The organism is Pontiella agarivorans (genome assembly GCF_034531395.1).
Classification (GTDB): Bacteria; Verrucomicrobiota; Kiritimatiellia; order Kiritimatiellales; family Pontiellaceae; genus Pontiella; species Pontiella agarivorans.
The window spans coordinates 76,023-102,306 of the sequence record NZ_JARVCO010000006.1; the positions used below are offsets into that span (position 1 = coordinate 76,023).

Annotated in this window: 23 protein-coding genes; 2 read left to right on the forward strand and 21 right to left on the reverse strand. The window is 53.2% G+C overall.

Annotated elements, in window-relative coordinates:
- Positions 1-3 precede the first annotated feature (3 nt).
- The 7 genes from P9H32_RS04495 to P9H32_RS04525 form a co-directional block, all read right to left on the reverse strand.
- Entirely contained in the window at positions 4-1,638 is a 1,635-nt protein-coding gene (locus P9H32_RS04495) for a sulfatase family protein (protein ID WP_322607680.1), read from the reverse strand.
- 98 nt (positions 1,639-1,736) lie between these two features.
- Positions 1,737-3,368 (reverse strand): sulfatase family protein, encoded by a 1,632-nt coding sequence (locus P9H32_RS04500; protein ID WP_322607681.1) that lies wholly within the window; start codon positions 3,366-3,368, stop codon positions 1,737-1,739.
- 22 nt (positions 3,369-3,390) lie between these two features.
- Positions 3,391-4,212 carry a family 16 glycosylhydrolase gene (locus P9H32_RS04505; protein WP_322607682.1) on the reverse strand — a complete coding sequence of 274 codons (822 nt, stop codon included), beginning with the start codon at positions 4,210-4,212 and terminating at the stop codon, positions 3,391-3,393.
- 20 nt (positions 4,213-4,232) lie between these two features.
- On the reverse strand, positions 4,233-5,705 hold the full coding sequence (locus P9H32_RS04510) for a sulfatase family protein (protein WP_322607683.1): 1,473 nt from the start codon (positions 5,703-5,705) through the stop codon (positions 4,233-4,235).
- 115 nt (positions 5,706-5,820) lie between these two features.
- The gene (locus tag P9H32_RS04515; RefSeq protein WP_322607684.1) at positions 5,821-7,302 is read right to left on the reverse strand and encodes a ComEC/Rec2 family competence protein; all 1,482 of its coding nucleotides are present in this window, start codon (positions 7,300-7,302) and stop codon (positions 5,821-5,823) included.
- A 60-nt stretch (positions 7,303-7,362) separates the two neighbouring features.
- Positions 7,363-8,484: a glycosyltransferase gene (locus P9H32_RS04520; RefSeq protein WP_322607685.1), complete on the reverse strand. Its 1,122-nt coding sequence runs from the start codon at positions 8,482-8,484 to the stop codon at positions 7,363-7,365.
- A gap of 16 nt (positions 8,485-8,500) precedes the next feature.
- Positions 8,501-9,778, reverse strand: a complete 1,278-nt coding sequence (locus tag P9H32_RS04525; RefSeq protein WP_322607686.1) for a tetratricopeptide repeat protein — start codon at positions 9,776-9,778, stop codon at positions 8,501-8,503.
- Positions 9,779-9,914: 136 nt separating this feature from the next.
- Here P9H32_RS04525 and P9H32_RS04530 point away from each other — a divergent pair, with 136 nt between their 5' ends.
- Positions 9,915-10,127 carry a hypothetical protein gene (locus P9H32_RS04530; RefSeq protein WP_322607687.1) on the forward strand — a complete coding sequence of 71 codons (213 nt, stop codon included), beginning with the start codon at positions 9,915-9,917 and terminating at the stop codon, positions 10,125-10,127.
- Positions 10,128-10,161: 34 nt separating this feature from the next.
- Here the strand turns inward: P9H32_RS04530 and P9H32_RS04535 are convergent, their stop codons facing one another.
- Positions 10,162-10,644 (reverse strand): Fur family transcriptional regulator, encoded by a 483-nt coding sequence (locus P9H32_RS04535; RefSeq protein ID WP_322607688.1) that lies wholly within the window; start codon positions 10,642-10,644, stop codon positions 10,162-10,164.
- 141 nt (positions 10,645-10,785) lie between these two features.
- On the opposite strand from P9H32_RS04535, the gene fdxA reads away from it, so the two are divergent.
- Positions 10,786-10,956, forward strand: coding sequence for a 4Fe-4S ferredoxin (fdxA, locus tag P9H32_RS04540; RefSeq protein WP_322607689.1), 171 nt, complete (start codon positions 10,786-10,788; stop codon positions 10,954-10,956).
- 57 nt (positions 10,957-11,013) lie between these two features.
- On the opposite strand, the gene P9H32_RS04545 is transcribed toward fdxA, so the two are convergent.
- The 13 genes from P9H32_RS04545 to P9H32_RS04600 all read right to left on the reverse strand — a co-directional run bounded on the left by P9H32_RS04545 (position 11,014) and on the right by P9H32_RS04600 (position 26,032).
- Entirely contained in the window at positions 11,014-11,451 is a 438-nt protein-coding gene (locus P9H32_RS04545) for a divergent PAP2 family protein (protein WP_322607690.1), read from the reverse strand.
- 32 nt (positions 11,452-11,483) lie between these two features.
- The gene (locus P9H32_RS04550) at positions 11,484-13,994 is read right to left on the reverse strand and encodes an AsmA-like C-terminal region-containing protein (RefSeq protein WP_322607691.1); all 2,511 of its coding nucleotides are present in this window, start codon (positions 13,992-13,994) and stop codon (positions 11,484-11,486) included.
- Positions 13,995-15,779: a DUF4340 domain-containing protein gene (locus tag P9H32_RS04555; protein ID WP_322607692.1), complete on the reverse strand. Its 1,785-nt coding sequence runs from the start codon at positions 15,777-15,779 to the stop codon at positions 13,995-13,997.
- Between the two features lie 5 nt (positions 15,780-15,784).
- Positions 15,785-17,227: a GldG family protein gene (locus tag P9H32_RS04560; RefSeq protein ID WP_322607693.1), complete on the reverse strand. Its 1,443-nt coding sequence runs from the start codon at positions 17,225-17,227 to the stop codon at positions 15,785-15,787.
- A gap of 10 nt (positions 17,228-17,237) precedes the next feature.
- Entirely contained in the window at positions 17,238-17,990 is a 753-nt protein-coding gene (locus tag P9H32_RS04565; RefSeq protein WP_322607694.1) for an ABC transporter permease, read from the reverse strand.
- Complete coding sequence (locus P9H32_RS04570) at positions 17,990-18,928, reverse strand: ABC transporter ATP-binding protein (RefSeq protein WP_322607695.1); 939 nt, start codon at positions 18,926-18,928, stop codon at positions 17,990-17,992. Before P9H32_RS04570 ends, P9H32_RS04565 begins: the two co-directional genes overlap by 1 nt.
- A 91-nt stretch (positions 18,929-19,019) precedes the next feature.
- On the reverse strand, positions 19,020-20,075 hold the full coding sequence (gene hisC, locus P9H32_RS04575; RefSeq protein WP_322607696.1) for a histidinol-phosphate transaminase: 1,056 nt from the start codon (positions 20,073-20,075) through the stop codon (positions 19,020-19,022).
- Between the two features lie 54 nt (positions 20,076-20,129).
- Entirely contained in the window at positions 20,130-21,437 is a 1,308-nt protein-coding gene (gene hisD / locus P9H32_RS04580; RefSeq protein ID WP_322607697.1) for a histidinol dehydrogenase, read from the reverse strand.
- Between the two features lie 35 nt (positions 21,438-21,472).
- A complete protein-coding gene (locus P9H32_RS04585) occupies positions 21,473-21,751 on the reverse strand; it encodes a BrnA antitoxin family protein (RefSeq protein ID WP_322607698.1) in 279 nt (92 codons plus the stop codon).
- The gene (locus P9H32_RS18090; protein ID WP_348534457.1) at positions 21,748-22,050 is read right to left on the reverse strand and encodes a BrnT family toxin; all 303 of its coding nucleotides are present in this window, start codon (positions 22,048-22,050) and stop codon (positions 21,748-21,750) included. The genes P9H32_RS04585 and P9H32_RS18090 overlap by 4 nt, the downstream gene beginning before the upstream one ends.
- A 49-nt stretch (positions 22,051-22,099) precedes the next feature.
- Entirely contained in the window at positions 22,100-23,464 is a 1,365-nt protein-coding gene (mnmE, locus tag P9H32_RS04590; RefSeq protein WP_322607699.1) for a tRNA uridine-5-carboxymethylaminomethyl(34) synthesis GTPase MnmE, read from the reverse strand.
- A 162-nt stretch (positions 23,465-23,626) separates the two neighbouring features.
- Positions 23,627-24,427 (reverse strand): M48 family metallopeptidase, encoded by an 801-nt coding sequence (locus P9H32_RS04595; protein ID WP_322607700.1) that lies wholly within the window; start codon positions 24,425-24,427, stop codon positions 23,627-23,629.
- Positions 24,428-24,811: 384 nt separating this feature from the next.
- A complete protein-coding gene (locus P9H32_RS04600) occupies positions 24,812-26,032 on the reverse strand; it encodes a DUF1015 domain-containing protein (protein WP_322607701.1) in 1,221 nt (406 codons plus the stop codon).
- Positions 26,033-26,284 lie beyond the last annotated feature (252 nt).

Sequence of the window (26,284 nt, forward strand, 5' to 3'; positions counted from 1 at the left end):
TCCTTATTCTTCCGGCTTAAGATCCGCAAACGTTCCCGGCACATCCGCCAGCATTTTTCTGAGTTTCTTTTTCATCTGCTCAAGTTTCGCCTGATACTCAGGATTTGCAGCCAGATTGGTGGTTTCGCGCGGATCGCGCTTCAAATCATACAGCTGATCCGGATCATAGTAATTCTTCACAAAAGGCGCCGGCGGCCAGCCGGAAACCTGAAGTTTCTCCATAAAGTCCCCGCCGGGCGCCATGCCCATCTGGAGATATTTCGCCTCCGGATCGATCTGCCACATTTTATTGCCCACCGTCCACGGATGCTGCTGATTAATCTTCGCCAGTGTTTCCTTATGCTCCGCCAGCCGTTCCTCCAGCGGTTTTTCGAGATAGCTCTCCGGAATGCGGAACGCCATATATTTGTAATCGCCGCTCACGACCGCCCGTGTCAGACCGATTTCAAGATACAGCGCATCCCGCCACGCCGTTTTTTCCCCTTTTGCCACCGGCAGCACACTCATTCCGTCAAGAATCATATCGTCAGGCGGAGTTACCCCGCCCACTTCAAAAACCGTCGGTGCAATATCAATATTCGAAGCCAGCTGCGTATAGGTCCCCGGCTTAACCACCCCCGGAAAATTCACAATCATGGGCACATGCGCCCCGCCCTGGTAGCACGAGCCTTTTCCGCTGTCATCGGTCCCGTTATCATTGAAATAGATGATCATCGTATTCTCAGCCAGATCCAGCTCTTCCAGTTTGTTCCATACCGTTCCGACCACATCATCCAGCCACGTCGCCGCCTGCAGTTTCGGGTCGGTTACACCGGCTGCTTCGGCCCGTTTAATGACATCCTCGCGCGGCGGCATGATTCCGGTAATCGGCTCCGGGAGCATCCCTTCAGGGCTTAAACGGGGGTCGGCTCTGAGCGACTCATGCGGATGCGGGCTGTGCATCAGCGTCGAAGCATAATAAAGCACGAACGGTTCATCCTTATTCTGTTCAATAAATTCCAGGGCATGTTTTGTCTGCCATTCCACGGCATGAACATTACAGCCGGTTTTAATCAACTGCTTGTCATCATTCGGGTTTCCGGCATAAACCCCGCCGGCATAATCAAACCCTTTATCCCGAATTCCGGCGCAGACGACCTGCTGGTTATGCTTCAGCACTGCAATCGTTTCAGGATCGGAAGGATTGTTATTCGGCACCTGCTTGCGTTTCCCATGTTTATTGCTGTGGCCGACATGCCATTTGCCCACCATGCCGGTTTTATAGCCGGCCTGCTGCATCACTTTCGGAAACGTCCACTGATCATCGCCGATCGACATATTCCACAGCACCTTAGTCACCCCTTCCGCACTGGTGCTTCGATGAAATTCATCGCTGTTGCACCGGCTGGCATACTGTCCCGTCAGTGCGGAATAGCGGCTCGGCGAACAGACCGAACTCGATGCATAGGCATTCGAAAAATAGGCCCCGGTTTCAGCCAGCCGGTCGATATTCGGCGTATGCGCTTTTCCGCGGATGAAACCGAACGAATCCATCTTCTGATCATCCGTATAAAACACCACCACATTCGGCTTTTTTGCCGCCATCCCCGATACCGCAGCACAGGCCATAACCACCATCAATACACTTCGAACGTTCATTCTCTCTCCAATCATAGCAATGGACCCACAACTACACCCGACACACAAAAATCAAAGTTTTCCAGTACATGTTTTCAATGCAGCACACGGTTCGAATCTCAGTCTTTCAATCCCGGATAGGTCCCCGGAAGGTCATCCAGATATTCCACCAGCAGTTTCTGCATTTTTTCCAGCTGCGCCTTATATTCCGGATTGGCGGCCAGATTCTCGATCTCGGTCGGATCCTGCCGAATATTAAACAGCTGATCCTGATCGAAATAGCTCGGGGCCCACGGTGTATTTTCCGGATCCTTCAACTGCCAGCGCTCAAACGCAAAACCGCCCGGCTGCATACCCAGCTGAAAATACGGCGCATCCTCGAGAAACGGATATTCGTCCGCCATCCACGGATGCTCCGCAAGCATCGGACCGTAATAATATTCCTTCGCTTCTTTCACGCGCTCTTCCTTCGTGCGCTGCAGGCTCGGCGGAACATAAAAGGCCACATAGCTCCAGTCTTTGGAACTGACCGAACGCGCCAGACCGATTTCGCTGTAAACAGCGTCCCGCCAGTTTTCCGGTGACTCGCCGCGGAGAATCGGAAGCAGGCTCTCCCCGTCGAGAATCATATTCTTCGGCGGTTCCACACCGGCCAGTTCGAAAAATGTCGGGGCGAAATCGACATTCTGCACCAACTCCTGCGGACGTGCCCCCGGCTCGATAACGCCCGGCCAGTAGGCCATGATCTGTGTACGTACACCCCCCTGATAGCACGTGCCCTTGGAGTGATATTCCATGCCGTTGTCGTTGAAATAAATAACCAGCGTATCTTCCGTCAGCCCCAGCTCTTCAAGCTTGTCCTGAATCGCTCCAATCCCGTCATCAAGCCAGGTCGCCGCACGGTTGCGATCCGGAATACCCGCAGCTTTGGTGCGTTCCAGCACCGATTCACGGGAAGGCTGAACACCCGTAATCGGTTCGTCCAGAATCCCCATGCCGCTTTTGCGCGGATCTCCGGTCAGCGAAGCAAAAGTGTCCGGAACATGCATCAGGGTCGGCGCAAAGTAGAGATACCATGGTTCATCTTTGTTCTGTTCAATAAAGTCGATGGCAGCCTTCGTATTCCACTCCTGGTTGTGCACATTGCATCCGGTGGCCACCAACGTTTTGTCATCGTTCGGATTACCGCCGAAAGCAGCCTGCACAAAATCGAAACCGAATCGTTTAATCTCGTTGCAGATAATTTCCTGATTCGAACGCATGATTTTCCGAATCCCGGGATCATAAGGGTCCGCACCTTTCGGAATATCATTATTAATCAGATGCATCGTGCCGTTTAAATGCCACTTTCCGGTAAAGCCGGTTTTATAGCCCGCTTTCTGCAGCACGTTCGGAATATTCGGCTGCCCTTCCGCAAAACCGATATTCCATAAAATCCGCGTAACCCCGTCTTCGGTGGTTCCCGTCTGAAAATACGGCTGCGGGCAGCGGCTGGCGAAATGACCGCTCATGCAGGTGTAGCGGCTGGGCGAACAGACACTTGATGAAACAAACCCGTTTTCAAAATAGATCCCCTCCCGCGCCAGACGGTCAATATTCGGCGTCAGCGCCTGCCCGCCCAGAAATCCAAACTGCTCCTTAAACTGATCATCGGTAATAATAAACAGAACATTCGGCCGGCGTTTTTCCGCATAGGCGGAAAAGCCCAGCACAATCACCGCAGCTGCGATCAATCCTTTTTTCATCATCATTTTCCTCGCTCTCTCCGCATTCTCAGTAGTCCTTCTGCCGCCACGTCCGGACATAATCGATTTCGTACACCGCCGGCAGCGTGGCATCATCCGGAAGACCGCCGAACCACTCGTTGGCTTCCACATTCAGATTCATTTCCAAAGGCTGGAAATACATATCGTTATGCCGTTCCCGCACCAGTTTCCCGTCAAAATACCAGCGGATAAAGGTGGGTGACCATTCGCACGCATAGACGTGAAAGTCATCCTTCAGCGGCACGCCGAGATCATGATAACTCGGATCCTTCAGATGATGTTCAAGCGTGCCCTGATAATGCGGTCCGCGGAAATAGTGCACATTCGGCTGCAGCAGCGATCCATACTTCTCCGTCCCGGCCGCCACTTCCACAATATCAATTTCCGACCACTCCTCACGCCCCGCATGCGTCAGCCAGAAACAGCTGACCTGCGTCGACGGCATCAGTTTGGCCCGCATTTCAAAATAGCCGAACCGGCAACGGTCTTTACTGCGCACAAATCCGGAGATATGGGTAAACCCGGCGGGGAGCTTACGCCGGGCCGATGCGGCGGAATCAAATGCACTGATCCGTAATGTTCCGTTCGAAACAGCCACACAGTCCGGATGGAACAGGGTCGGTGGCCGCCCGCTCCACGTCGGGTTGTGATCAAACCACTTTTCCAGATCCAGTGAATCGCCATCAAATTCATCGGTCATCGGCTCAAAAACCACCCACTCTTTGCCTTCCGGAGGAGCCGCGGAAACCACAGAACCGAGAAGCAACAGACCGCTGAATACACACAATAGATTAAAGGAGTACCCTTTCGGGTGTTCAGTGCCTTTCATGATCAACCGGACCACACCAATCACTGGATCACCACCGGCTTGGCTTTCTTCGCTTTTTCCTCAAGCGATCGATACAGCTCTTCATACATCTGAAGGCGCTTTTTCTGGTAGTCCCCGGCCTGCAGCAGCACATTCGCGCTGTTTCCGGCATTCCACTCATTCCACAGCCGGGCAAGCTCGGCCTGTTTTTCGGGCGCTTTGCCCAGCAGGTTTGTGGACTCGTACGGATCATTCTTCATGTCATACAAAGCCGTCAGTTCCCCGCCCCAGTTTTCCTTGAGATATTTCCCGGTCGGCGTGCGCACACACCAGGCCGCGCCGTCTTTCACCCGCCAGAACAGAGCGTCATGCGGAGACCCTTTTTTTCTGCCCGAAAGATAGGGAGCCAGATTGACCCCTTCGAGTTTATGACCTGATGTATCGCCGCCGCCCAGCGCCACGGCCGTGGCCGCAATATCGAGCGAAGAAACCAGCCCCTTAAATCTTCCAGGCTTTGGAATACCGGCCGGCCAGTGGACGATATACGGCACATGGCTTCCGCCCTCATGCATACTGCCCTTGCCCTTTTTAAACTTCCCGTTGTTCGCCCAGTTTTCATTTTCATGGCCCGGCTTGGAGGTCACTCCGCCGTTGTCGGAAAGAAAGAAAATTACGGTATTATCGAATTTCCCGCTTTCTTTCAGTGCATCCACCACCATACCGACCCCCCGATCCATCTCGTCAATCATCGCCGCATAGGTACGCCGACGCGGGTCCTTGATATGTTTATATTTTGCAATCGTTTCCTTTGGAGCCTGAAGCGGACCATGCGGCGCGTTATAGGCCAAATAGAGGAAAAACGGGTCGTCGCCCTGCTTCACAAACTCCACCGCATCGCGGCTGAGCGCCGTGGTCAGATATTCATTAAACTCACCCGCCTGATCATTGCGCATCAACGGCAGATAACATCCTTCATTGGCACTGTAGTGCGGATTTCCGTTTTTGAGCAACAGCGGATAAGCGGTCGTCACATTGTCCGGGAAATAATCGTGCCCACCGGAAAGGAACCCATAAAAATGATCAAATCCGCGATTGTTCGGATGAAACGGTTGCGATGCGCCCATATGCCATTTTCCAATAATCCCGGTACGGTAGCCCGCCGGTTTGAGACGTTCCGCGATTGTTTTTTCCGAAAGCGGGAAACCGCTATACAGATCGTACGGCGAATAGGTGATGTTGATTTCCAGCCCGAACCGGGCCTGATAACGCCCGGCCATCAGGCCCGCCCGCGACGGACCGCAATAGGGATGCGTCACATACCCGTTTTCACAGATCATTCCATTTTCCGCCAGCTGATCGAGCTGCGGCGTGAAAATTTCTTCAGACCCCGTGAACCCGACATCCATATAGCCCAGGTCATCGGCCAGAATAACCAGAAAATTCGGTTTTTCAGCTGCCTGTGCAGTAAAAACCCCGAAAACCGCAATGGCGGCAAACTTCATAAAACGCTGCATGATGAGCTCCTTTTTCCGAACCGCACAAATGCGGCCCCAAACTGTTAACAGTAACAAATCGATACGTAAATGGTTTTTCGGACACAAAACTGTCGGCAATTCCGCCGCTCCCCGCTCATCCCCCGAACAGAACAAGACAAACGGCACACAGCGCACAACCGATGGCAACCTCACGCTGCCGGCGGGTGGTGCAGGCGGTAACGAGGGCCGTCAGACTGCCGAGCCAAAGCAGTACCGCAACAACGGAAGGCGGATCGACCGGCCAGCTGGACCCCGGAATCCCGTCGAGCACATGCACACTTCCGAGCAGGAGATCAATAAAAACGACCGCCGCATGATTAAACACCGTTGACACCAAAGGCAGCACAATCGAAAGCCATCCGCACAGTACAATACAGAAGGTCAGCGGCACCACAATCAGATTGCCGCAAACAGCAATGGGCGAAAACTGCCCGAAAAACAACGCCCCCAGCGGTATCGCCACGGTGCTCGCAGCCAGCGAGGTGATCCCCAGCGATACGACATAGGTTTTAATCCAGGGTCCTTGAATCCAGTGCTGCGGAACAGCAGCAAAAGCCATCACCAGAAAGGACACCACCGCGAATGAAAAAATGAAGCCGGGCGACAGAATTTCCAAGGGCTGGAAATACAGCAGGATTACTGCGGCAAAAGCAACTGAACTCGGGATATCGGGCCGGCGCTTAAACAACGGGGCCAGCAGGAACACCGCAGCCATGAGCAGAGCGCGCAGGGCACTCGACTTCATCCCGGTGGAGAGTACGTAGAGCCCGAGCAGCGGAATCAGCACCAGTCCGAATTTTCCGCGGGGCACGCCCAGCATTTTGAGCACCAGCGCCAGCAGAAAGCCGACAATGCCGACATGCAGGCCTGATATCGCAAAAATATGCATCGATCCGGTGCGCTTGAACATATCAAGGGTTTCGCGCGGCATATCCTCGCGATAGCCCAGCACCAGTGCTTTAAGAACGGCAAGCTGCACAGGCAGCTCCTGCATCCCCTGCTCCAGACGCGGAGCAAGCGAATCGCGCAGCGCCCCGCCCCATTTCTTCATTGAAAATCCGCCGCCTTCCAGCCGCTCCCAGTCTTCCGCCCGGGCATCGAGCTCCAGCCGGTTTCGGCCGGGAAATGTTTTTTCAGCCAACCAGCCGCTTACCCGCAGCCGATCTCCGGGTTCAAAAAGCAGCTCCGCTGGAGCTGCATGAATCTGCAGATCTATCTGACCGCTGACGGTTTTCCAGCCGTTGGAAACCTTGTATTCCAGACATTGGAACGGAAAAGACCACGATCCTTCCTCGCCATCGTCATAGGCATAAAACCTCGGATCTCCGGCAATCCGCCCTATCACACCGGATCGGGCATCAGGCAGTGCGGTCCGGTTGATCGAGTCGGCAGCGACATCGGGATGACCAAGACCGAAACGCAGCGCGGCTGTAAGGGCGATGCTTATGAATACCAGTGCCCGGGATTTGCGCAGAAAAATAAATGCCGAGGTCACCGACAGCGCGGCCGCGGCAAAAAGAAAGGACAATGGAAGGAGCTCCGTCGATGAAACCAGCATACCGACCGCGGTTGCCATGGCGATTCCAACCATTGGACGGCGTGTCTGTGCTGGACCGTTGCGCGGAATGCTGTGCTCCTATTTTTTGCTTAAGCGCTCGTGATAGATCATGCGGATATTATGCTTAAACGTGGAGAACGAATAGCGGTCTGCGATCAACTGCTGCGCCTCGGTGACCAATCTGAGCGAAAAGAGCGGTTCACGGATCACACGTAACAGGCCTTCAGCAATCGCATCCGCTGTGCGTACAACCGGAAATGAATTTTCTTCCGTTAAAAGTCCGCCATAGGCTTTGTCCTGAACAACCACAAGCGGTGCCGGCGAACGGAGCAGCGTAAAAATGGACGGGTCGCAATACGGCCGGTTCGGCGATGGAATCCACAATGCGGCGGAAGCGACATTCAGGCCTTCCAGAAATTTTCCGGTTTGCGAAAAATCCAGAAACAGGCAACGCCCGTCGATATCAAGATTCGCCGCCATTTTCGGAGCGTCTTTTCCAGCGCCTCGGAATACAAAGGAGATCCCCGGAACAGCATCCATCACTTTCCGGGCGGCAAGCAGCAGCATACGCAATTCGGAATTGGTCAGTGCCGTAACCGACACGGCCACGACGCCGGATGCAACCGGTGTGAATTGTGAAAAAATTGCAGCGCGTTCCGGTGTCTCGTCACAGCCGAACAGCGATTGCGCCGGAACATCCTCAAGCCGCACCACCGCTGCAGTATGCTGCAACGCTTTCAGATCCGCTTCCAGTGTCGGACAGGGAACCAGTACCGCCGCGGCTCGGGCCAGCAGTTTTTTCTCTATTCCGGAAAAATGAGTCCGGAACCATTTCCAACGTTTGGACGGTGGATGGGCCGATTTTCCGGTAAACGTGCGTGTGGCATCGTAGATGAACGGAAGCCGTCGGAACCTACAGGCACGCATCGCCCAAACAGTGGCATAGTCGACAGCATGAACGGCATCGTATTTCATCGAACCGGTTGCTTTAAGTACAGCCACACGTAATCGCCGAACAGGCACCGCGCTTCCGGAATTTCCTTCGATAACCCGCACATTGGGGTGTGGAGGAAGATCAATGTGCGACGCAATAATATGAATCCGATGACCCGCCTCAGCTAACGCACGCAATATGGCCACGGGCCGGAAGGATTCACCCCCCAGTGTCAGTTCTCCATAGGTAATAAACAGAATTTTCAAAATACGGAAAAACCGGTTACTGCTGCTTCGGCGTCAATAAGTCAGCCTTCAGCCCGTCCTGTTTAGGCAGCGACAGCTGCGGAGTAACGGTCTGCTCCTGACCGTGTTCCATGCTGCGTGCCACTTTTTCCAGCCATTTGCGGAACTCTTCTCCGCCGACCCGTTCAGCAAATACCTGAAACTGACGGTCTTCCCGAACAGGATCAAGCCGCGGATCCTGTACCCAGCCGATCACCACAGGCTGCCCGAAAAGATGGGCCGCTTTGCCCAGCGTCTGCACCGTTTCATATCCATGCCCAAGCTGTGCATGGCAAACAGCGATTTTCTGATAATACGCCTGGTCACGATAATTCTGCGCTCTCAGCAGTTCCAGCGTTTCCAGCGCCTGTTCGTACGTCCCGAGGAACATGTACGCATCGGCCATCTTTTCCAGCGAAGCCGTATCGCCCGGAGTCACATTCAAGACACGTTCATACGCGACGATGGCTTCTTCGAACGCTTCATTCACAAAGAGCGCATTAGCCAAGCTCCGGCCAACTTCCTCATTGTATTCATTTTCTTCGAGATACCACCGAGCCAGAAAAACAACTGCGCCAGCATCTCCACGTGCGTCAAGCACACGAATCAGCTTAATCTTCAGGTCAGAACGCGTTGGGTTTACACTGAGCAGTCGGATATAGGAATTCACCGCTTCAATATACAGACCCTTTTCAAAATACAGCTCACCCAGATGTTCCAAGGCACCCATATGTGCAGGATTTATTTCCAGTGCCTGCTGGCAGCGCTCAATGGCGAGATCATAGTTATCCCGTTTCACCAGCGCATCGGAAGAGCGCACCAGTCGCGTTGCCTCCTTCCACATTTCGACCCGCTCAGCAAACAGATCTCGGCTATCCACCTTTTCGAGGTCAAAATCTTCCACCAATTCCAGCTGCTGCATGACGGGCGATGCTTCAGGCGGCTGCTGATGTTTCAGGAACATGCTCTCCTCATAGATGCTGACGCTCTTCCAAAGCAGGAAAAAAAAGATCACGAGCAGCACAAGCACAATCATGGATTTAAGCACAGCCGCCAGCGCCATTTTTTCACGCGGGTCGACAGTCTCCTTGCGCCGCCCTTGTACCGCCTGATGTCGTCCCGTCTTTCGTACATGCTTCATCGATGTCTCATGCCGCTGCTGATAAAGCGGCTGTTCAGAGGGCGATCCCGATGAATAAAAATCGGATTCGACACCAAGATAGTCGTATTTACGCGATGGGCCGGCATTCCCGTTCGATTGCTTTTTTTTACTCATAAAAATGATTTCCGCAAAAAACGCACAGGCAGTACGCAATTCTTTCTCCATACAAAGGGGTTGAAGTATTAAACGGTGAAGGGTAAGAGTCAAGTTCCGCTCAAATAACGGACGGACTAATTAACCGAGTAAAAATATGACCACATTTTTAACCTTATTTGCTGTTGTATCGTTTTTCATTGCCGTACCGCTGGGTATCCTGGCCTCCATTAATGCACTTCGCAAGAAACAGCCGGGCTGCTCCGGCTCGCACGACTGTGTCGTCTATAAGGGCGAAAAAGTCATGTGCCCATCCTGTGAGCTCAAAGAACTTAAGGCCGAAATTGCTGCCGCACAGCAACAGGCATAGCTTTTCCAAAGATTGAAAATGAAAAAGGGGGCTCTCAGCCCTCTTTTGCTTTGCACGCCGCACAGGTGCCGAAAATCACGATCCGGTGATTCCGCTCCTCAAATTCGTGCTCCTTGCACGCCTGTTCGATGAGGACCATGATTTCATCATCAGCAAATTCGATAAACTGTCCGCATTTATCACAGATCATGTGCTCATGATGCGGATGATTAAACGTATGTTCATAATGCGCATGCACATCGGTATCGCGGATTACACGAACCAGTCCGGCTTCTTCCATCAAAGCCAGCGTACGATACACCGTTCCCCGGCTCACATGATTCATTCCGCTCGAAAGCTCAGCGGCGAGATCATCGGCACAGAAATGGTCATGTCGCGAAAAAACCTGAGTCAGCACAATCTTCCGAGCCTGGGTCACCCGGGCGTCTTTCTTTTTCAGAAATTCCACAAAAAGCGGCCATGCTTCCTCCACCGACTGTCTGACTTCCTCCGGGAGTTCCTGCTCATCAAAACTCATGTGTTGCAACTTTCTTTTTAAAATTGAATCTACGTATAAACACGTTTATGGCTTACAATTGTTGATGTAATCAAGATTTTTACTGCTATATTGCTTTGATTTACGGAATTTAAAGAACCCACCAGTAAAAGGAGTAGAATCATGGCTCATGTAATTTCCAGCGAATGCATTTCCTGCGGCGCATGCGAGTCCACGTGCCCGGTCGAGGCCATCAGCCAAGGCGATGATCAGTTTGTAATTGATGCAGACACCTGCACAGATTGCGGAGCCTGCGTCGATTCCTGCCCGGTCGATGCAATCTCTCCCGGTTGAACCCGAATACACCTCATGACGAAAGGCGGCTTTCCAGCCGCCTTTTTTATTTTTATCCTATGGGTGTATAAAGCGGAACGCAGCCATCGCAGTGAAGATGCCCACAATACAGCCCATGAGCACCTCCAGCCGAGTGTGCCCCAGAAGTTCCTTGAGCTTACTTTCCGACAGATGGTGTTCATGAAGCAGTTCATCAACAATCTGGTTCAGAACTTTCGCCTGCTCCCCCGCCGCCTTGCGCACGCTCTGGGCGTCGAACATGACCACGACGGCAAAAGCCATACCCAACGCAAACACCGCCGAATCAAACCCTTCGCATAAACCGAGTGAGGTCGCCAGCGAAGCAGCCATAGCCGAATGAGCACTCGGCATGCCGCCGGTACTGACCATATAGCTGAAATCCAGTCGCTTCGATTCAATCAGACAGACCGTCATTTTTGCCGTTTGGGCAACCATCCAGCCCAGCAGGGCGGCCCAGGCACTTGGGTGTAGCATAGTCTTTCCTCGCTTTACTTCCTTTATATGTTCTATTCCGATCGCTCCGACGTCTGTTTACCGGAATGCCCCATGGCAGGGTTGAAATTCTTCAGACTCCAGGACGGGTCGTCCAGCGGACCGGTCAGCCTGAGTTCAAAAAGCCGGGACAGCGGCGATGTGATCACCCGGATTACCTTTGAAAGCCCTTTATCAGCCAGCATATTGACCTGAACGTTGGCGTTATAGCCATCAGCAAGACCGTAGGTTCCCTTTGCGGAAGCATGAAAGACATCGCCGGAAAAAAGAGCATTTTCGGTCCAGACCTGACCGTTATCCAGCGTAAAATCCATACTGAAACGGGTGATCGAGAAAAACTTAAACCCCGGCACCACCACACGCATCACCTTTGAAAAACCCTTAAAAACCGGCACATCCCCCAGCTCGCCGTCTTCCAGACCCACATGCCCGCCGCCCGATGCCGAAGCAAGAATGTGCTGCTTAAGCTCGGCCGTCATGCTGACTTCAGCCGACAATTTTCCCACTGTGCGCTCGCCGCACTTCTTACCTATATATTGGAGCATCTGCTTGTAATCTATCCGGTCCAGATCCACATCCACCGTGTACGGCAAATTGGTTTGCGCGGGATCCAGTTCGATAGAAAAGGTTCCGTTTCCCTTTCCTCCATATACTTCATACGCGGCATTCGTTACGGTAATGTGAGGACCATCACCAATAACAGTGGCCGAAACGTGGTCCAGACCCGCCACAATCGGTATATCCAACCGTTCCACCTCAATTTCCGCCTCGAAATCGGTCATCTGCATCGTCTGCCATTCAAGCATTCCTTTGGCTTTTATTTTTGTATCCCCTGATGTTTTCAGATGCCTGCCGAAAAGTCCGGCCTGGGGATAAACCGCCTGCTCTATCAACTCGGGATTCATGCTGCCGAACGCATCGAAAGTCACGGAATCCTGCCTGAAATTAACCGCAGCGGATCCTTTCAGAAAATCCACCCCGTCCATGGCCGCAATCGGGTCAAGCGTCAGCACCGCATTGCTGTAAAACGCCGAAATATTGATCTGGGAAATCAGCGCCTCCTCAAATCCGGCATTCCGGCCCACCCCATGAATATCCATATAAAAGGTTTTCCAATCGGTATAATCCGCTCCGAGCTCAAGTGAAATTTCCGGACATCCATCGGGAAAATAGAACCGATCGATCACGTTGGTCGCAATACGGACCATCGCCAGCGGCTGCAGCAGCAGATTCGGATCAATACTCCCCTTCGCTTCAACATCGAACCGGTTGCGATGCGCATCCCAGTAAACATTGCCCGAAACGCCCCCCCCCTGCAGGCAGCTTCCGACCGCGGCAGCCCGTTTCTCCTGCCCGCCAACAGCGGCCTGAATACCGGTAATTTCGAGCCGATCATTTTTTCGCCGGAAATCCCCGCGCGCGGCTTCAATCAGGAGCCCCGCATACGTGATATCATTAATCGAAAACGAACCATGCAGTGCATTCAGCACACCACTGAACGGAGCAGGCTCAACATGAAGCCTGAATTCAGGAAGCTCTTCAAGCTGAAGCTGAGCTTTAACCAGCAAGTCCAGCACCGGCTGCGGCGTCAGCAGAAGCAGCTTGCTGGTGGTGATATTGTTTTCGATTTCACCATGTACCATTTTCGATACCAGATTGTATGCCGCCCCCGCCGAAAGCACCTGACCGTTGCGCTCGAGCGCCACCCTTTTCATTATAATTTCCGGATAAGCAAAGGTCCCCTCGAACCACAGCTCATCAAAATCGACTTTCCGGATCCGGAGATCTTTTGCATGCAGAGACAGCTTGAGCGAACTCTCGCCCAAGTTCCGCGCATCCACAAAGAATTCAGCATCAATATCGGCTCCGCCAAGCAGTTCGATCGACCGGAGCTGATCCTCCACAGTCTGGAACTCAGCTTCACGGATCATTTTCAGCCGATTCATTTCGGTTTTAGAGCGGGGTTCAGGCCGCATATTCTTTTTTATAAACGTGCCTTCAACATGAAAATCTACACCGAGCCACGCCATCTCCGCATCGGAAAATTCAATCCGGTCGGAAAAAACGGCAAGAGTCAGGCTGGCCATTTCAACCCTTCGAAAGGCACTGTCCGACGGAATTTCAATCCCCCACTCCACCGAAGGATTCAGGTAAATTCCGTGTGCTTCAACATCCATTTTCCAGTTTCCGGAACCGTCTTCTTTCAGCACATTCCGGCGGAACAGAAACATTTCCCCCACACGGAACAGCGGCTCGATATCGTGGGGATTTTTGCTGTAATATTGAACATTCATCGCCTGCCAACCCCGAAGAGTCAGCCTTACACTGTCGATATTCACCGGTATATCGGCCTGATTCAACCTCTTTACAATATGCCGGAGAACCGGTGCCGGGATGCCGTATACCCGGAGAAAGACAAAACCGCAGAGTAACAGAACCGCAACCACACATAACAGGCGGACAACGACAGTGACGACCCGATAGGTAATCCCTGTTATGCGTTTACTGATGGAATGACAAACCATTTATTCCGGTGATGGAGCAATTGGCTCCGTTTCAATAAGCAAATCGGATGTAAGGGTTTCAATGTAAGGTTTATCCAGGAAAAAGACCACATCGCGCCCCTTTACCATGGAATAATATCCTTCTGGCGTTTCCCGGCCGATCAACAGCACACGGCCAAGTTGATTGGTTCCGCTCAGGCCGATATGCAACTCCGCCACAGGGTCCTCCAAACCGTAGATATCCAGGTCCCGCGGATTATACGTAATATAACCCGATGTATTAACCTGCCGCAGCCCCCGAAGCAACCGCGTCACGCCCTCTTCGTTGACACGTACGTTGCCATTGGTTTCTACCGGAATAAAACGGTTATCCTCAACCCGTTCAATCGTCTGTCTGCTTCCGGACTTCCTCTGCAACGATAAACGGCTCACCTGATTCGCATCAAGTCCCCAGACCTTCCGGTCCTTATAAATCAGCGGGTCGATCACCGTATCAGGGACCACGGGCAGATTGATCCGGTAAAGATCCGGTTCGCCGTCAATGCGCACCAGCAACCCTGACTTGTTGCCTTTTGTCGAAAATATATCAAGCCGATTGGTAACTCCGACTTCCACCGATCCGAATTCGATAATCCATTCCGGCGCATCCACTTTTGCATCGACTTCAAACTCATGAATTACCGCATTCACCCAGAGCGTCACAAAATCAGAAATCATTCTGGGCTCCGCTTTCCAAACCACAGGACGGGTAATATTCCAATCCTTGGAACCGTCATACTCCATCCTCAGCTGATCTTCGCCATGCGTAATACGGATGGAGGAAATACTGTTGGGCGGTACCGAAAGCACACCGGCATCGCGAAACTGCTCTGCAGGAACATTCGAAAGATCCCGCAGCTCCGCAGACACCGTGAATACGGAAGCAACGTCAGCCCGGCGAGCATAGACATAGCCGGGCTTATCCGGATTATCAATCCCCAGAATCAGCAGGCGCGAAGCCCCGTCAGCCTGGCTCACCGAAATCTGCTGGGTCTCTCCCTGCAATCCGTAAACGGAAAAATCGGAAACATTGTCCTGTATAAATTCTTCAATCCGAAAACTGTAGATTTTACTGATAAACAGACCAACTTCCTTGGGATCCGCCGGCGCATTAACCGTCTGCCGAACCCGCCAGCCTTCCTTGGGATCTTTCACCAACTGCACAAAACCATTCGATCCACGCATTTCAACCCGGCGAACCGACGCCGCATCGCCGGGAAACAGAATCCGGTCACGCAACGTATCCGGCGACGTTGGAATCACATCCAGCAGTTTATCCGGAATGGTGTATATATTCTCATCGGCACTGCTTTGAGCATAAACCATTTCACCCAGCGCAGATTTTTTACCCACCAGCCAGCTGTGGCCACCCTGATGATCAACTGCGGCAATTACAGCACGTGGCTGATCAAACCCGTATTCGGCCGGGTCAAGCCCTCGTATCGAAAGCTGTTTCTCCGTGATCGTCGTCCCTTTCCCGAGCGAATTCAACCCGGCAATCATCCGCTGAATGAGCGCTTCGTCGGCCGCTCCCATACTGCCGTCCTTTTCGCCGGCCAGCCATACACCGTTTTCCCGCACACAGCGAACGGTCTGATTGGAAACCGTAAATTCAATCGACTGGAGCGTTGCAGCATCGATATTAAACAAACGGATCTGCTGCAGCTCGCGGTACGACGTTTTTGCACGCCACATTTCCTGAGCCCAGATAAACAGACCCAGCACAATAATGCTGACCAACAGAACAAGTGTGGTTCTCCCTTTCATACGTCCTATTTCCTCCTGCGTGCCCAAACCAGCAGGCCGAACACCATCGCCACTCCCGGAATGACGGCCACATTAATCCAGAACAGCTTCCGGAGTTCAGAACGCGAAAGGCTCAGCCGAACCTCCTCAATGGGTTTCGGCGCAATGGCAATCAGTTCCTCACGCTCAAGCAGCCAGTTGAGCGCACTCATAAACAGATCCTGATTGCCGCCCACCATACTTTCATTACTCACAAAATCAGAATCACCGAAAACTACCATGCGCGATGGACGGATCTGCACATCAAGCATCGTTTCAGAGGCACCGCGCTCAATCGCAACCCCCAGCGAAATCGGCCGTTCCCTGTCGTCACCGGCCATATCGCCTTTTTCCGGCTCGAACTTCGCCGTCGGTTCCTCCACCTGCATTTCCGACCAGCTTTTTTCCGACGTAAAAAACAGAGGGACCACTGAAGGACGGTCCTCCGATGAACCATCCGCAAGCTCCGGCGGCATGATCGAGCGCGGCAAAATAAATTGCACAATGGAATTCATTTCCATACAGATCGGGTGAGCGTTGTAACGACGAATATGCACATCGCTCCCGCGCAGCGTATTTTCGGGATCCACCACAATATCATTGCGCAATTCCACACCCCAGCGTTCCAGCATCGGCTCCAGACCGGTTTCCTTCAGCGCATCCAGCAGAATAAAGACCCGCCCGCTTCGGCTCAGGTAATCTTCAATCATTTCCACTTCAATCGGGCTCATTCTTTTCGAAGGCCCGGGAATCACCAGCGCAGCCGCATCTTCGGGGATGCCTTTTTCACCGCTGAGCATTAACTCCTGAACATCGAGATTATCCTGCAGCAATGCCGTTCCGATATCTGAATAACCAGCCATCTGGTCAAAATCCGTAATACGCTGTTCGCCGTGCCCGACCAGAAAATAGACTTTAGGCGTATCCCCCTGAATCAATCCGTAAATCGCACTGGTGAAAGCCTGTTCCCCTTTAAATGCGGTAATCACCGGTTCTTTGATTCCTTTCACGCGCTGCATTTCGGCAATATCGGTTTGTTTAACCACCCGGAAATTCTCGCCGATATCAAACACCACCACCTGAGCCTCGTTCAGACCATACTGCCCCGCCAGTTTTTTAGTCAGAGCCACATCGCGCGCCGGGTCCACCCACTCCACGTGAATGTTACGCGATTGATATTCGTATTCCTTCAGCAGGTTTTTCACATCATCATGAAGGGCATGCTCCTCTTGAAAAAAAACCGTAACTCGAACTTCATGCTCAAGACCCTTCAGCAGATTCAGCGTTTTTTCCGAAAGCTGATAATAGGTCCGGCCGCTCAGGTTAACCCGCACCGGATTTCGCAGGGCCACAAAACCGATCATCTGCACCAGCACAAATGCGAGGAGGACCGCTACAATAGAATTTAAATTGGTGAGAAATCGCTTCATATCAATTCGCCTAAACCCGTCTGCCTTCCACCACGCGTACCGCTGCAAACAGGAACCATGCGGCGTGACCCAGATACATCACCACCACCCGGCTGTCTACAATACCGCGTGAAAACTCCATCATGTGAGCGAACGAGGAATAATACTGTCCGACAATCCGTATACTCTGACTCTGCGCCGTGTACGCCATATACATGGAAACAAACAATGACCCGATCAGAATCGCAAAACCACTGATCGCCGCAACAATTTGATTCGAAGTCAGTGTCGACATAAAAAGCCCGATCGCAATGTACAGCGCCCCCACCAGCATCACCCCCAGCACCCCGGCCTGCAACGCTCCGAGATCCGGAAAGCCCGTCACCTCGGCAGGAGCCAGCTTGATCTGAAAACAGGTATAAGCGATCGCTGGAAGCCACAGAACCACATAAAAAATAAATGCTCCGAAAAATTTGGCCAGCACCAGCTCCGTCACTTTCACCGATGTCGTCAACAGGGCCTCCAACGTACCCAGCTTACGCTCCTCTGCGAAAAGCCGCATCGTAATCAGAGGCACAATCACCGGAATCGCAAACGGAAGCACAAAGCCGCTGAACATCCACTGCGAGGCCGACGTCAACGACTCCCCATGCGCCAGATTGATCAGCAACCAGTAAAAGTTTCCACCCGTAAGGATCCAGAAAAAAAACATCACCACATAAGCGATTGGAGAATAGAAGCACGTACGCAGCTCCTTCTTCAATAAGCTGAGAAATACGCCCATTACTTCTCCTCCTTCCGGCTCGTTATCTGAACAAAGGTATCTTCCAGCGAATGCTGCTGTTCCGAAAGCTCTCGCAGCGCCCAGCCTTCAGCCACCGCCAGATTATAAAGTTCCACGCGCATCGATGCCGCATCGGCTTCGACTTCCAGCCAAAGCCAGCCGTCAGCCAGCTCGTTCGCATTGCGCACATCCAGCCCCTCCAACCGGCTCACCTTCTCGATCGCCGATTCTTTTTCAGCCATAATTTCCATTTCAATAATCGAACAGGCCTGCAGTTGCCGGTGCAGGTTTTCTTCCGTATCGGATGCGACAATCCGGCCTTCGTTAATAATCAGGATCCGCTCACAGATCGCCTCCACTTCCTGGAGAATATGGGTGGAAAGCAACACCGTATGCCGCTCCGCCAAATGGGTAATCAGCTCACGCACCTGCCGAATCTGAAAAGGGTCCAGCCCCACCGTCGGCTCATCAAGCACCAGTAAATCCGGATCATGCACCATACTGTCTGCCAGGCCCACGCGCTGCCGATATCCCTTGGAAAGCTGGCCGATGATCCGTTTGCCAACCTCTGTCAGCCCGCACAGCTCTTTGACTTCGTTCACTTTATTCCGCCGGATTGAGCTTTTCACGCCCTTGAGCGAAGCGCGAAATTTTAAATATTCATCCACCCGCATTTCCGGATAGAGCGGACAGCTTTCCGGCAGATAGCCCACCCGCCGCCGCACTTCCTGCGGTTCTCGCGAAATATCGAATCCCGCCACCTCAATGGTCCCCGAATTTACAGGAAGATACCCCGTCAGCATACGCATCGTGGTGGTTTTCCCCGCTCCGTTTGGACCGAGAAAGCCGACGATTTCTCCCCGGTTCACCTCAAACGAAATATTATCCACCGCCAGACGCGCCGGATATTTTTTCGTAACCCCAGATACCTTAATCATAAAATACGCCCGCCTAATTAAAGCTTTGCATTATGCCCGAACCCCATGCCGAGTCAAGCAACCGCCCTGCTTCCAGCCTCTGGAAACCCGGCTACTCTCCGCCATTCAGAATTGCTTCCGTTGCATCCAGAAACTTCAGCATTTCCGGGGCGGTTCCAACGGTCACTCGCAGATAATCCCTGGTCCGCTCATCGTTCCCGAAATAGCGGACAATGATGTTTTTCTTCCGCAACGCTTCAAACAGTGTCTTCGCGCCTATCCCCAGCGGCTTAACCCACAGAAAGTTGGTCTTCGATTTTCCCACTTCAAAGCCGAATTCCTCGAGCTTTTCCGCCACCATTTTACGCGTCTCCACAATCGCCGAAACATTCGCCTTCATCGTGTCCTGATCCAGAATCGCCACCCGTGCAATTTCCTGCGTCAGATAATTCACATTATAGGAATCCTTGATCTTATACATCGCGCCGATCAGCGCCTCATTTCCGACACAATAGCCCAATCGGATCCCGGCCAGCGAATAGGACTTCGACAACGTACGCGCCACAATCACATTTTCATGCTGCAGCGCCAAATCCATGCAGTTATCTTCCGCAAAATCGGCATAGGCCTCATCAATCAGCACCACTCCGCCAAAATTCTTCACGAAGGATTCGATTGAATTCTTATCATACACAAAACTCGTCGGCGCATTCGGATGCGTCAGAAAAAAGAGCGATGCCGCATAATCCGCAGGCATCTGCCAGCCATATCCCGCATCCAGCGATACCGGCTTTTTCTCCACATCTTCAATGTCTGCCAGAATCGGATACAGCGAATATGACGGATCAAAAAAGCCGACCGATCCGTCCCGCTCCACAAACGCCCGGATGCACAGAGCCAGCACTTCGTCCGACCCGTTGCCCACAAATACGTTTTCCACGTCACAGCCATGCAACCCGGCAATCGCCTTCCGCAGCTCCATGCACACCGGATCCGGATAGCGCGAAAGCACCGAAATATCGACCATCGAAAGAATATCCTGCACATCCGGAGACGGAAGATACGGATTCTCATTCGTATTCAGCTTAACAATATCGGCTTCCTTCGGCTGTTCACCGGGCACATAGCCCTGCATCGCCTGCACCGATTTTCTGATTAAATCACTCATAAAAGGTCCCAAAGGGTTCAATCAGACCCCGCGGTCTGATCAGTCAAATAGAAATTATTTCTCAAACCGGATCGTCGCCGAACGCGCATGACCATCGAGCGTTTCAATGCGGCCGAACGCTTCAACCACCGGCAGCGTATCCTCCAGATCCTCTTTCGTGAACTGGATCAGGCTGACGCGCCGACGGAAATCCTCCACCGTCAGACCGGAAAAATAGGCCGCCGTTCCACCGGTCGGCAGCACGTGGCTCGGCCCCGCGGCAAAATCGCCCACCGATTCCGGCGTCCATTCGCCGATAAACAGCGCCCCGGCATTATGCACTTCATCCACCCATTTTTCAGGATTCCTGCAAATCAACTCCATGTGCTCCGGCGCAAAGAGGTTACACAGCAGCATCCCCTCCTTCATGCTTTTCACCACAACGAGCAGCATACCGTTTTCCAGCACCTGTTCCACCGGCTCGGTCCGGCTCAGCTCCTTCGCCTGCCTGAGCACTTCTGCACGAACCGCTTCAGCCTGCTTCTGCGACGTCGTCACCAACAGCGCTTTTTCGGATCCGGTCCCATGCTCGGCCTGCGACAGCAGGTCCGCCGCCACATGCGCCGGATGGGCCGTCGTATCGCACAGCACCGCAATTTCGCTCGGCCCCGCCACCATATCCAGTGCCACATCGCCATACACCTGACGTTTCGCCGCCGTCACATACGGACCGCCCGGCCCGACAATTTTCCGAACCTTGGAAATCGATTTCGTACCGTACGCCATCGCACCAATCGCGTGAACGCCGCCGATTTTATAAATCTCCGTCGCACCGGCCAGATTCAGTGCATAAATCACATAGGGATTCAGATTCCCGTCTTTATCCGCCGGTGAACAGGCCACCAGCTCCTTCACGCCGGCCACTTTCGCCAGCGTCAGCGTCATCAGTGCCGTCGAAGCCAACGGTGCCGCCCCGCCCGGAATATAGGCACCTACGCGGTCATACGGCACAAACTTTTCGCCCAACATTCCGCCCTTCGGCGTATCCATCTGCCAATCCTCGCGCAGACCGCCAATCGAAAACGCCGTAATGCGCTGATGCGCCTCCTGCGCTGCAGCCTTGAACTCATCATCCACAATCTGGTCGGCGGCAGCAATTTCCTTCTCCGTCACCCGGATACGGCGGGTCGACATATTCGATCCGTCATACAGCCGCGCACAGTCAATCACCGCCTTATCGCCGCGTTCCTTCACATCGGCCAGAATCCGCGCCGCCGCCTCCATCGCCTGATCCTCAACCGACGGACGCAGCAGAAAGTCATCGACCTTCTTATATTTCTTATCCGTGCCCCACTTAACAATCGGTGCAAAATTCCTGCTCATAACTAAATTCCTTACTTCTTCAAAAGGCCGCGCATCTAAGCTGAGATTCCTGCCTGATGCAACTCCTTGTCGATCCGTTCCGACAAAAAGACCTTCAGTAATGACTGATACGGCACATCCTTCTTATTCGCCAATAGCTTCAGCTCATCCACCATCGACTCCGGCAAGCGCAACGAAATCGTTTTGGTCGAAGGCTTCAGCTTGGGAAGAACAACCTCTTCGGCATCCGACCAGTCGATATACTCGCTCGAATCGTGCGTCTGCCAGAAACGGCGCTCCTCCGCTTCACTCTTAAACTTCGGAACCTTTTTCATCTTCGATACCTCGACTCTTCACTGTCATTCATATCCCGTGCAGAAATAATACGAATTAAACTGCCACTGATTTTAAAAACCACGAATAGCAACCGCCCATAATCCGTTCGGCCGAAAGCATAGTACCGAACCTCCTTCAAAGAACGTCCATCACCCCGCTTCACAATCAAAGGCCGGTTAAAAAAGATCTGCTCGCACTCCGTTCGGGAAACCTCGTGCTTATCCCAGCTCTTCACATCATTTCCGGCATCCCACTCAAATCCCGTGCAACTGCTGAGAATGTCCTTCGGCTTAACCATGCGGTTTGTATATTATGAACATACACATTTATTCAATATATTTTTCATGTTACTTCCCGATACAGAAGCGCGAGAAGATGTTATCCAACAGTTCCTCGTGGTAGGAGCGGCCGGTGACCTGCCCCAGGAATTCCAGCGCCGAGCGCAGATGCTCCGCGGCCAGCACCGCATTTTCCTCGACGTTTTGATTCAAAAACGCCCGCGCCTGCTTGGCTTCCCGATGTGAATCAATAAGCAGCTGACGGTGCCGCTCTGAAATCACCGCATGCGGCGGAGCGGTTAAATCCGCGCCCCGCTCAATGGTCTGCGCCATGGCGCGTTTCAGATTTTCAATACCTTCACCGCTGCGCAGGCACGTTTCCACGCCTTCGAGTTCAACCTGCTTTCCCTGATCGATCTTATTGAGCACAATCACGCTGCGCTCAGGAACCAGCTTCTCCAGCCGGGCTTTATCCTCGTCGTGCAGCGGTTGCGAAGCATCGATCAGATAAACCGAAAGATGCGCCTCTTCGGAATGCGCTTCGGCGCGGCGGATCCCCTCCGCCTCGATTTCGTCGTCCGTAATGCGCAGCCCGGCCGTATCGATAATCCGCAGCGGAATACCATTGAGCACAAACCCCTCTTCAATCGTGTCGCGCGTTGTGCCCGCAGTGCTCGAAACAATGGCCCGGTCAAATCCGAGCAATGCATTAAGCAGCGTCGATTTCCCCGCATTGGGCCGACCGAGAATCACCACCCGCGCGCCTTCGCGCAGCAGCCGGCCTTCATCCCACGTATCCAGCAGTTTATCCAGAGACTGGAACGTGCGATCCAGCAGATCGGCAATCCCTGAAAAGACATCGTCAGGCAGTTCATCTTCCACAAAATCGAGCGTGGTTTCCAGGTTGGCGGCCACCTCCAGAAAGGCTTCATAAATTCCATTAAACTGCCGGCTCAGCTTGCCTTCCATCTGCTCCAGCGCCGCCGAGGCCGCGCGATCCGACCGCGCGCGGATCAGGTCGAAAATACCCTCCGCCTGCAGCAGATCGATCCGACCGTTAAGAAAAGCCCGTTTTGTAAATTCGCCCGGCTCGGCCATCCGCGCACCGGCTTCGAGACAGCGGCGCAGAATACGGCGCATACCGACTGCCCCGCCGTGGCCCTGAATTTCGACCACATCTTCGCAGGTATAGCTTTTGGGCGCCCGCATAATCAGCGCCAGACCGGTATCGATTTCCTCGCCTTCGGAATCGATGATTTTACCATAAGCAAACGTGCCGTGTTCGCGCTGCGAAACCGGCGTTTTATCCAACGGCTGGAAAAGTGCATCCGCAATGTTCCAGACCCTGGAACCGGAAATCCGCACAATTCCGACCCCGCCCTCTCCGGGCGGCGTGGCAATGGCGGCAATCGTATCTGGGTTGTAAAGAGACATGCGCGGGATGATAGCGGTTTCCCGACATTGGAAAACAAAAAAGCCCCACCTCAACCATCGGAGCTCAAACTTTCATTTATTTTGCCCGGCACAGTAATTTCCCCGGGTCCTGTACACGCACCAATGCGATCCGGTTATTCAACAGAACGTACCCGGATCAGGCTACGGGCTCGGCCGATAATACTGCATGGCCTCGGGCAGGTGTTCGCGGATCTGCCGAACACGGGTTTCATCGGAAGGATGCGTGCTGAGAAATTCCGGCGGCTTCTCCCCGCCCGCTTCGGCCATACGCTGCCAGAAATCAACGGCCGCCTCGGGATTGTACCCCGCCATGGCCATAAAGATCAGCCCCATGTGGTCGGCCTCGCTTTCATGCAAACGCGAATACGGCAGAATACCGCCCAGCTGCGTCCCGATGCCGTAGGCCGCCAAAATGGCTTCCTCGTATTCGCTGTCTTTTGCCATCCAGGCGGTCAGCACGCTTCCGCCCGCCACCGCCATCTGATGGCTCACCCGCTCGTTGCTGTGTCGGGCAATGGCATGCGCCACCTCATGGCCCATCACCACCGCCACGCCGGTTTCATCCTGCGTATACGGAAGAATTCCCGTGTAAAAGGCCACCTTTCCGCCGGGCATACACCAGGCATTCGGCACATCCTCTTCAATCAGGTTAAACTCCCAGTCAAAGCCCGCGACCACATCCGACTGATTGCGCTCCGCAAAATACTGTTCAACAGCAGCGGAGATCCGCGCCCCCACCCGCTGGATCATTTCAGTCTGTTCTTTGTTTTCCGAAAGCGGACCTTCCGTGATGACCTGTTCATAGCTCGCGGCGCTTTCAGGGATGAGCTGAGCGTCGGAAACCAGACTCAACTGCTTTCTGCCCGTAATCGGAACCGTGGAACAGCCGGAAACAAAAACAAACAGCGCCAGTGCGCCGAAGATAGATTGTAGTTTTTTCATAAATCACCTCTGTTTAGAAAAGTGCGCAGAACATAAACTTTTTCGGCGCGCGCATTCAATGCCATCTTCGCAGCACACTCATACCAGACCCTTTCACCTCCGGAAGAACATGCCGCCGAGCACGGCATCCGGCCCCAAAGCAGAAAAAGAATCCCGACGCGGTTCATACTCCTCCGAAAATCCACCGCCACTCTGCGCCTTTACGAGAGAATCAAAAACTGCGTTTGCTCCCCAGAGATGCACGGACACAAAAAAACCACAGATTTCACGGAGTCCGGAGATTGGAAAAACAATCCCTCTAATCCGCGTAATCTGTGGTTCATCCAGGCAAGAACAGGTTGCCGGGAGGCCTCAGATACCCCCGGCGGTCGTGCCCCACCGATTTCAGTCCAGTGTATTCACCAGCAGACCGGAACGCAGCTTCGGCTCAAACCAGGTGCTTTTCGGCGGCATCAGCATGCCGGCGTCGGCCACCGCAAACAGCTGTTCCATGGAGGTCGGATACATCGAAAACGCCATCACCGCGCGGCCGTCGTCCACCCACTTTTCCAGCTCTTCCGTGCCCTTGATTCCGCCGATAAAATCGATATCGTTGCTCTCGCGCGGATCTTCGATGTTCAGGATCGGAGCCAGCACATCGTTCTGCAGAATGCTCACATCAAGTGCCGCCACCGGATCGGTCGCGGTCGGCATATAAATTGGAGTAAGCGTGCTCCACTCGCCGTTCATATACATGCAGATCTCGCCGGACTTCGCTGGTACAGCTTTGCCGTTTTTCTCGATCGTGAACTGCTCTTCCAAGGCCTGGAAAAATTCCTCTTCCGTCCCCGGCAGAGCGAGGATCACGCGATTGTACGCCAGAATTTTCAGTTCACTTTCCGGGAACATCACAGCCAGGAAATAGTTGTAGGGCTCATCACCGGTGTGATTCGGGTTCGCGTCACGGCGCATCGCACCGACTTTCGCGGCCGAAGCGGAACGATGATGCCCGTCCGCCACATACGTTGCCGGAATTTCACCGAAAGCCGCTTCGAGTTCCGACACATGGCCCATTTTCCAGACCGTGTGTTTTACACCGTCTTCCGCCGTGAACTTATAGAGCGGATCCGTGCTTTTGGTCTCTTCAACCAGTGCGTTGATTTTTTCGGAATCGCGATAGGCCAGGAATACCGGGCCGGTGTTGGCATTCTGGGTGTCCACATATTTAATGCGGTCCTCTTCCTTCACGCGGCGGGTCTTTTCGTGGATCTTGATTTTGCCCTCTTCGTAATCTTCGAAATGGCAGGTCGCCACAATACCGTACTGCAGGTGATCGCCCATCTGCTGGGAATAAAGATAAAACGCCGGTTCCTCTTCACGAATCAGGATGCCGTCATTTTTAAAACGCTCGATATTCGCCTTGGCCTGCGCATACACGGCATCGCTGTACGGATCTGTGCCTTCCGGCAGATCAATCTCCGCACGAACCACATGCAGGAAGCTTTCCGGATTACCTTCCGCCAGCGCCGCCGCGCCTTTCGTGTCCACAACATCATACGGAACCGATGCCACGCTCTCTGCCTTGCCCTCCGCCGGACGCCATGCTTTGAATGCCTTTACTCTCATTAATCTCTCCATTCCAGTTATTAAATCAGCACCCACGAAGCGCACAGATCCCCGAAGCGTCACCCGCATCCTGCGGGCTTCATCTGAAAGGAACAAATCGGTTTCCATGGCGAACCCGGAAAAACCTCTATGCCCTCTGTGGTAAAAATTACAGAAGTTGTTTCAACCAAAGGCGCGAACCATAATTCCCCCCCGACCCCATGTCAAAACCGGCCTCGTTAAAATCGGATGATTCATGAAAGAATGGTCCTC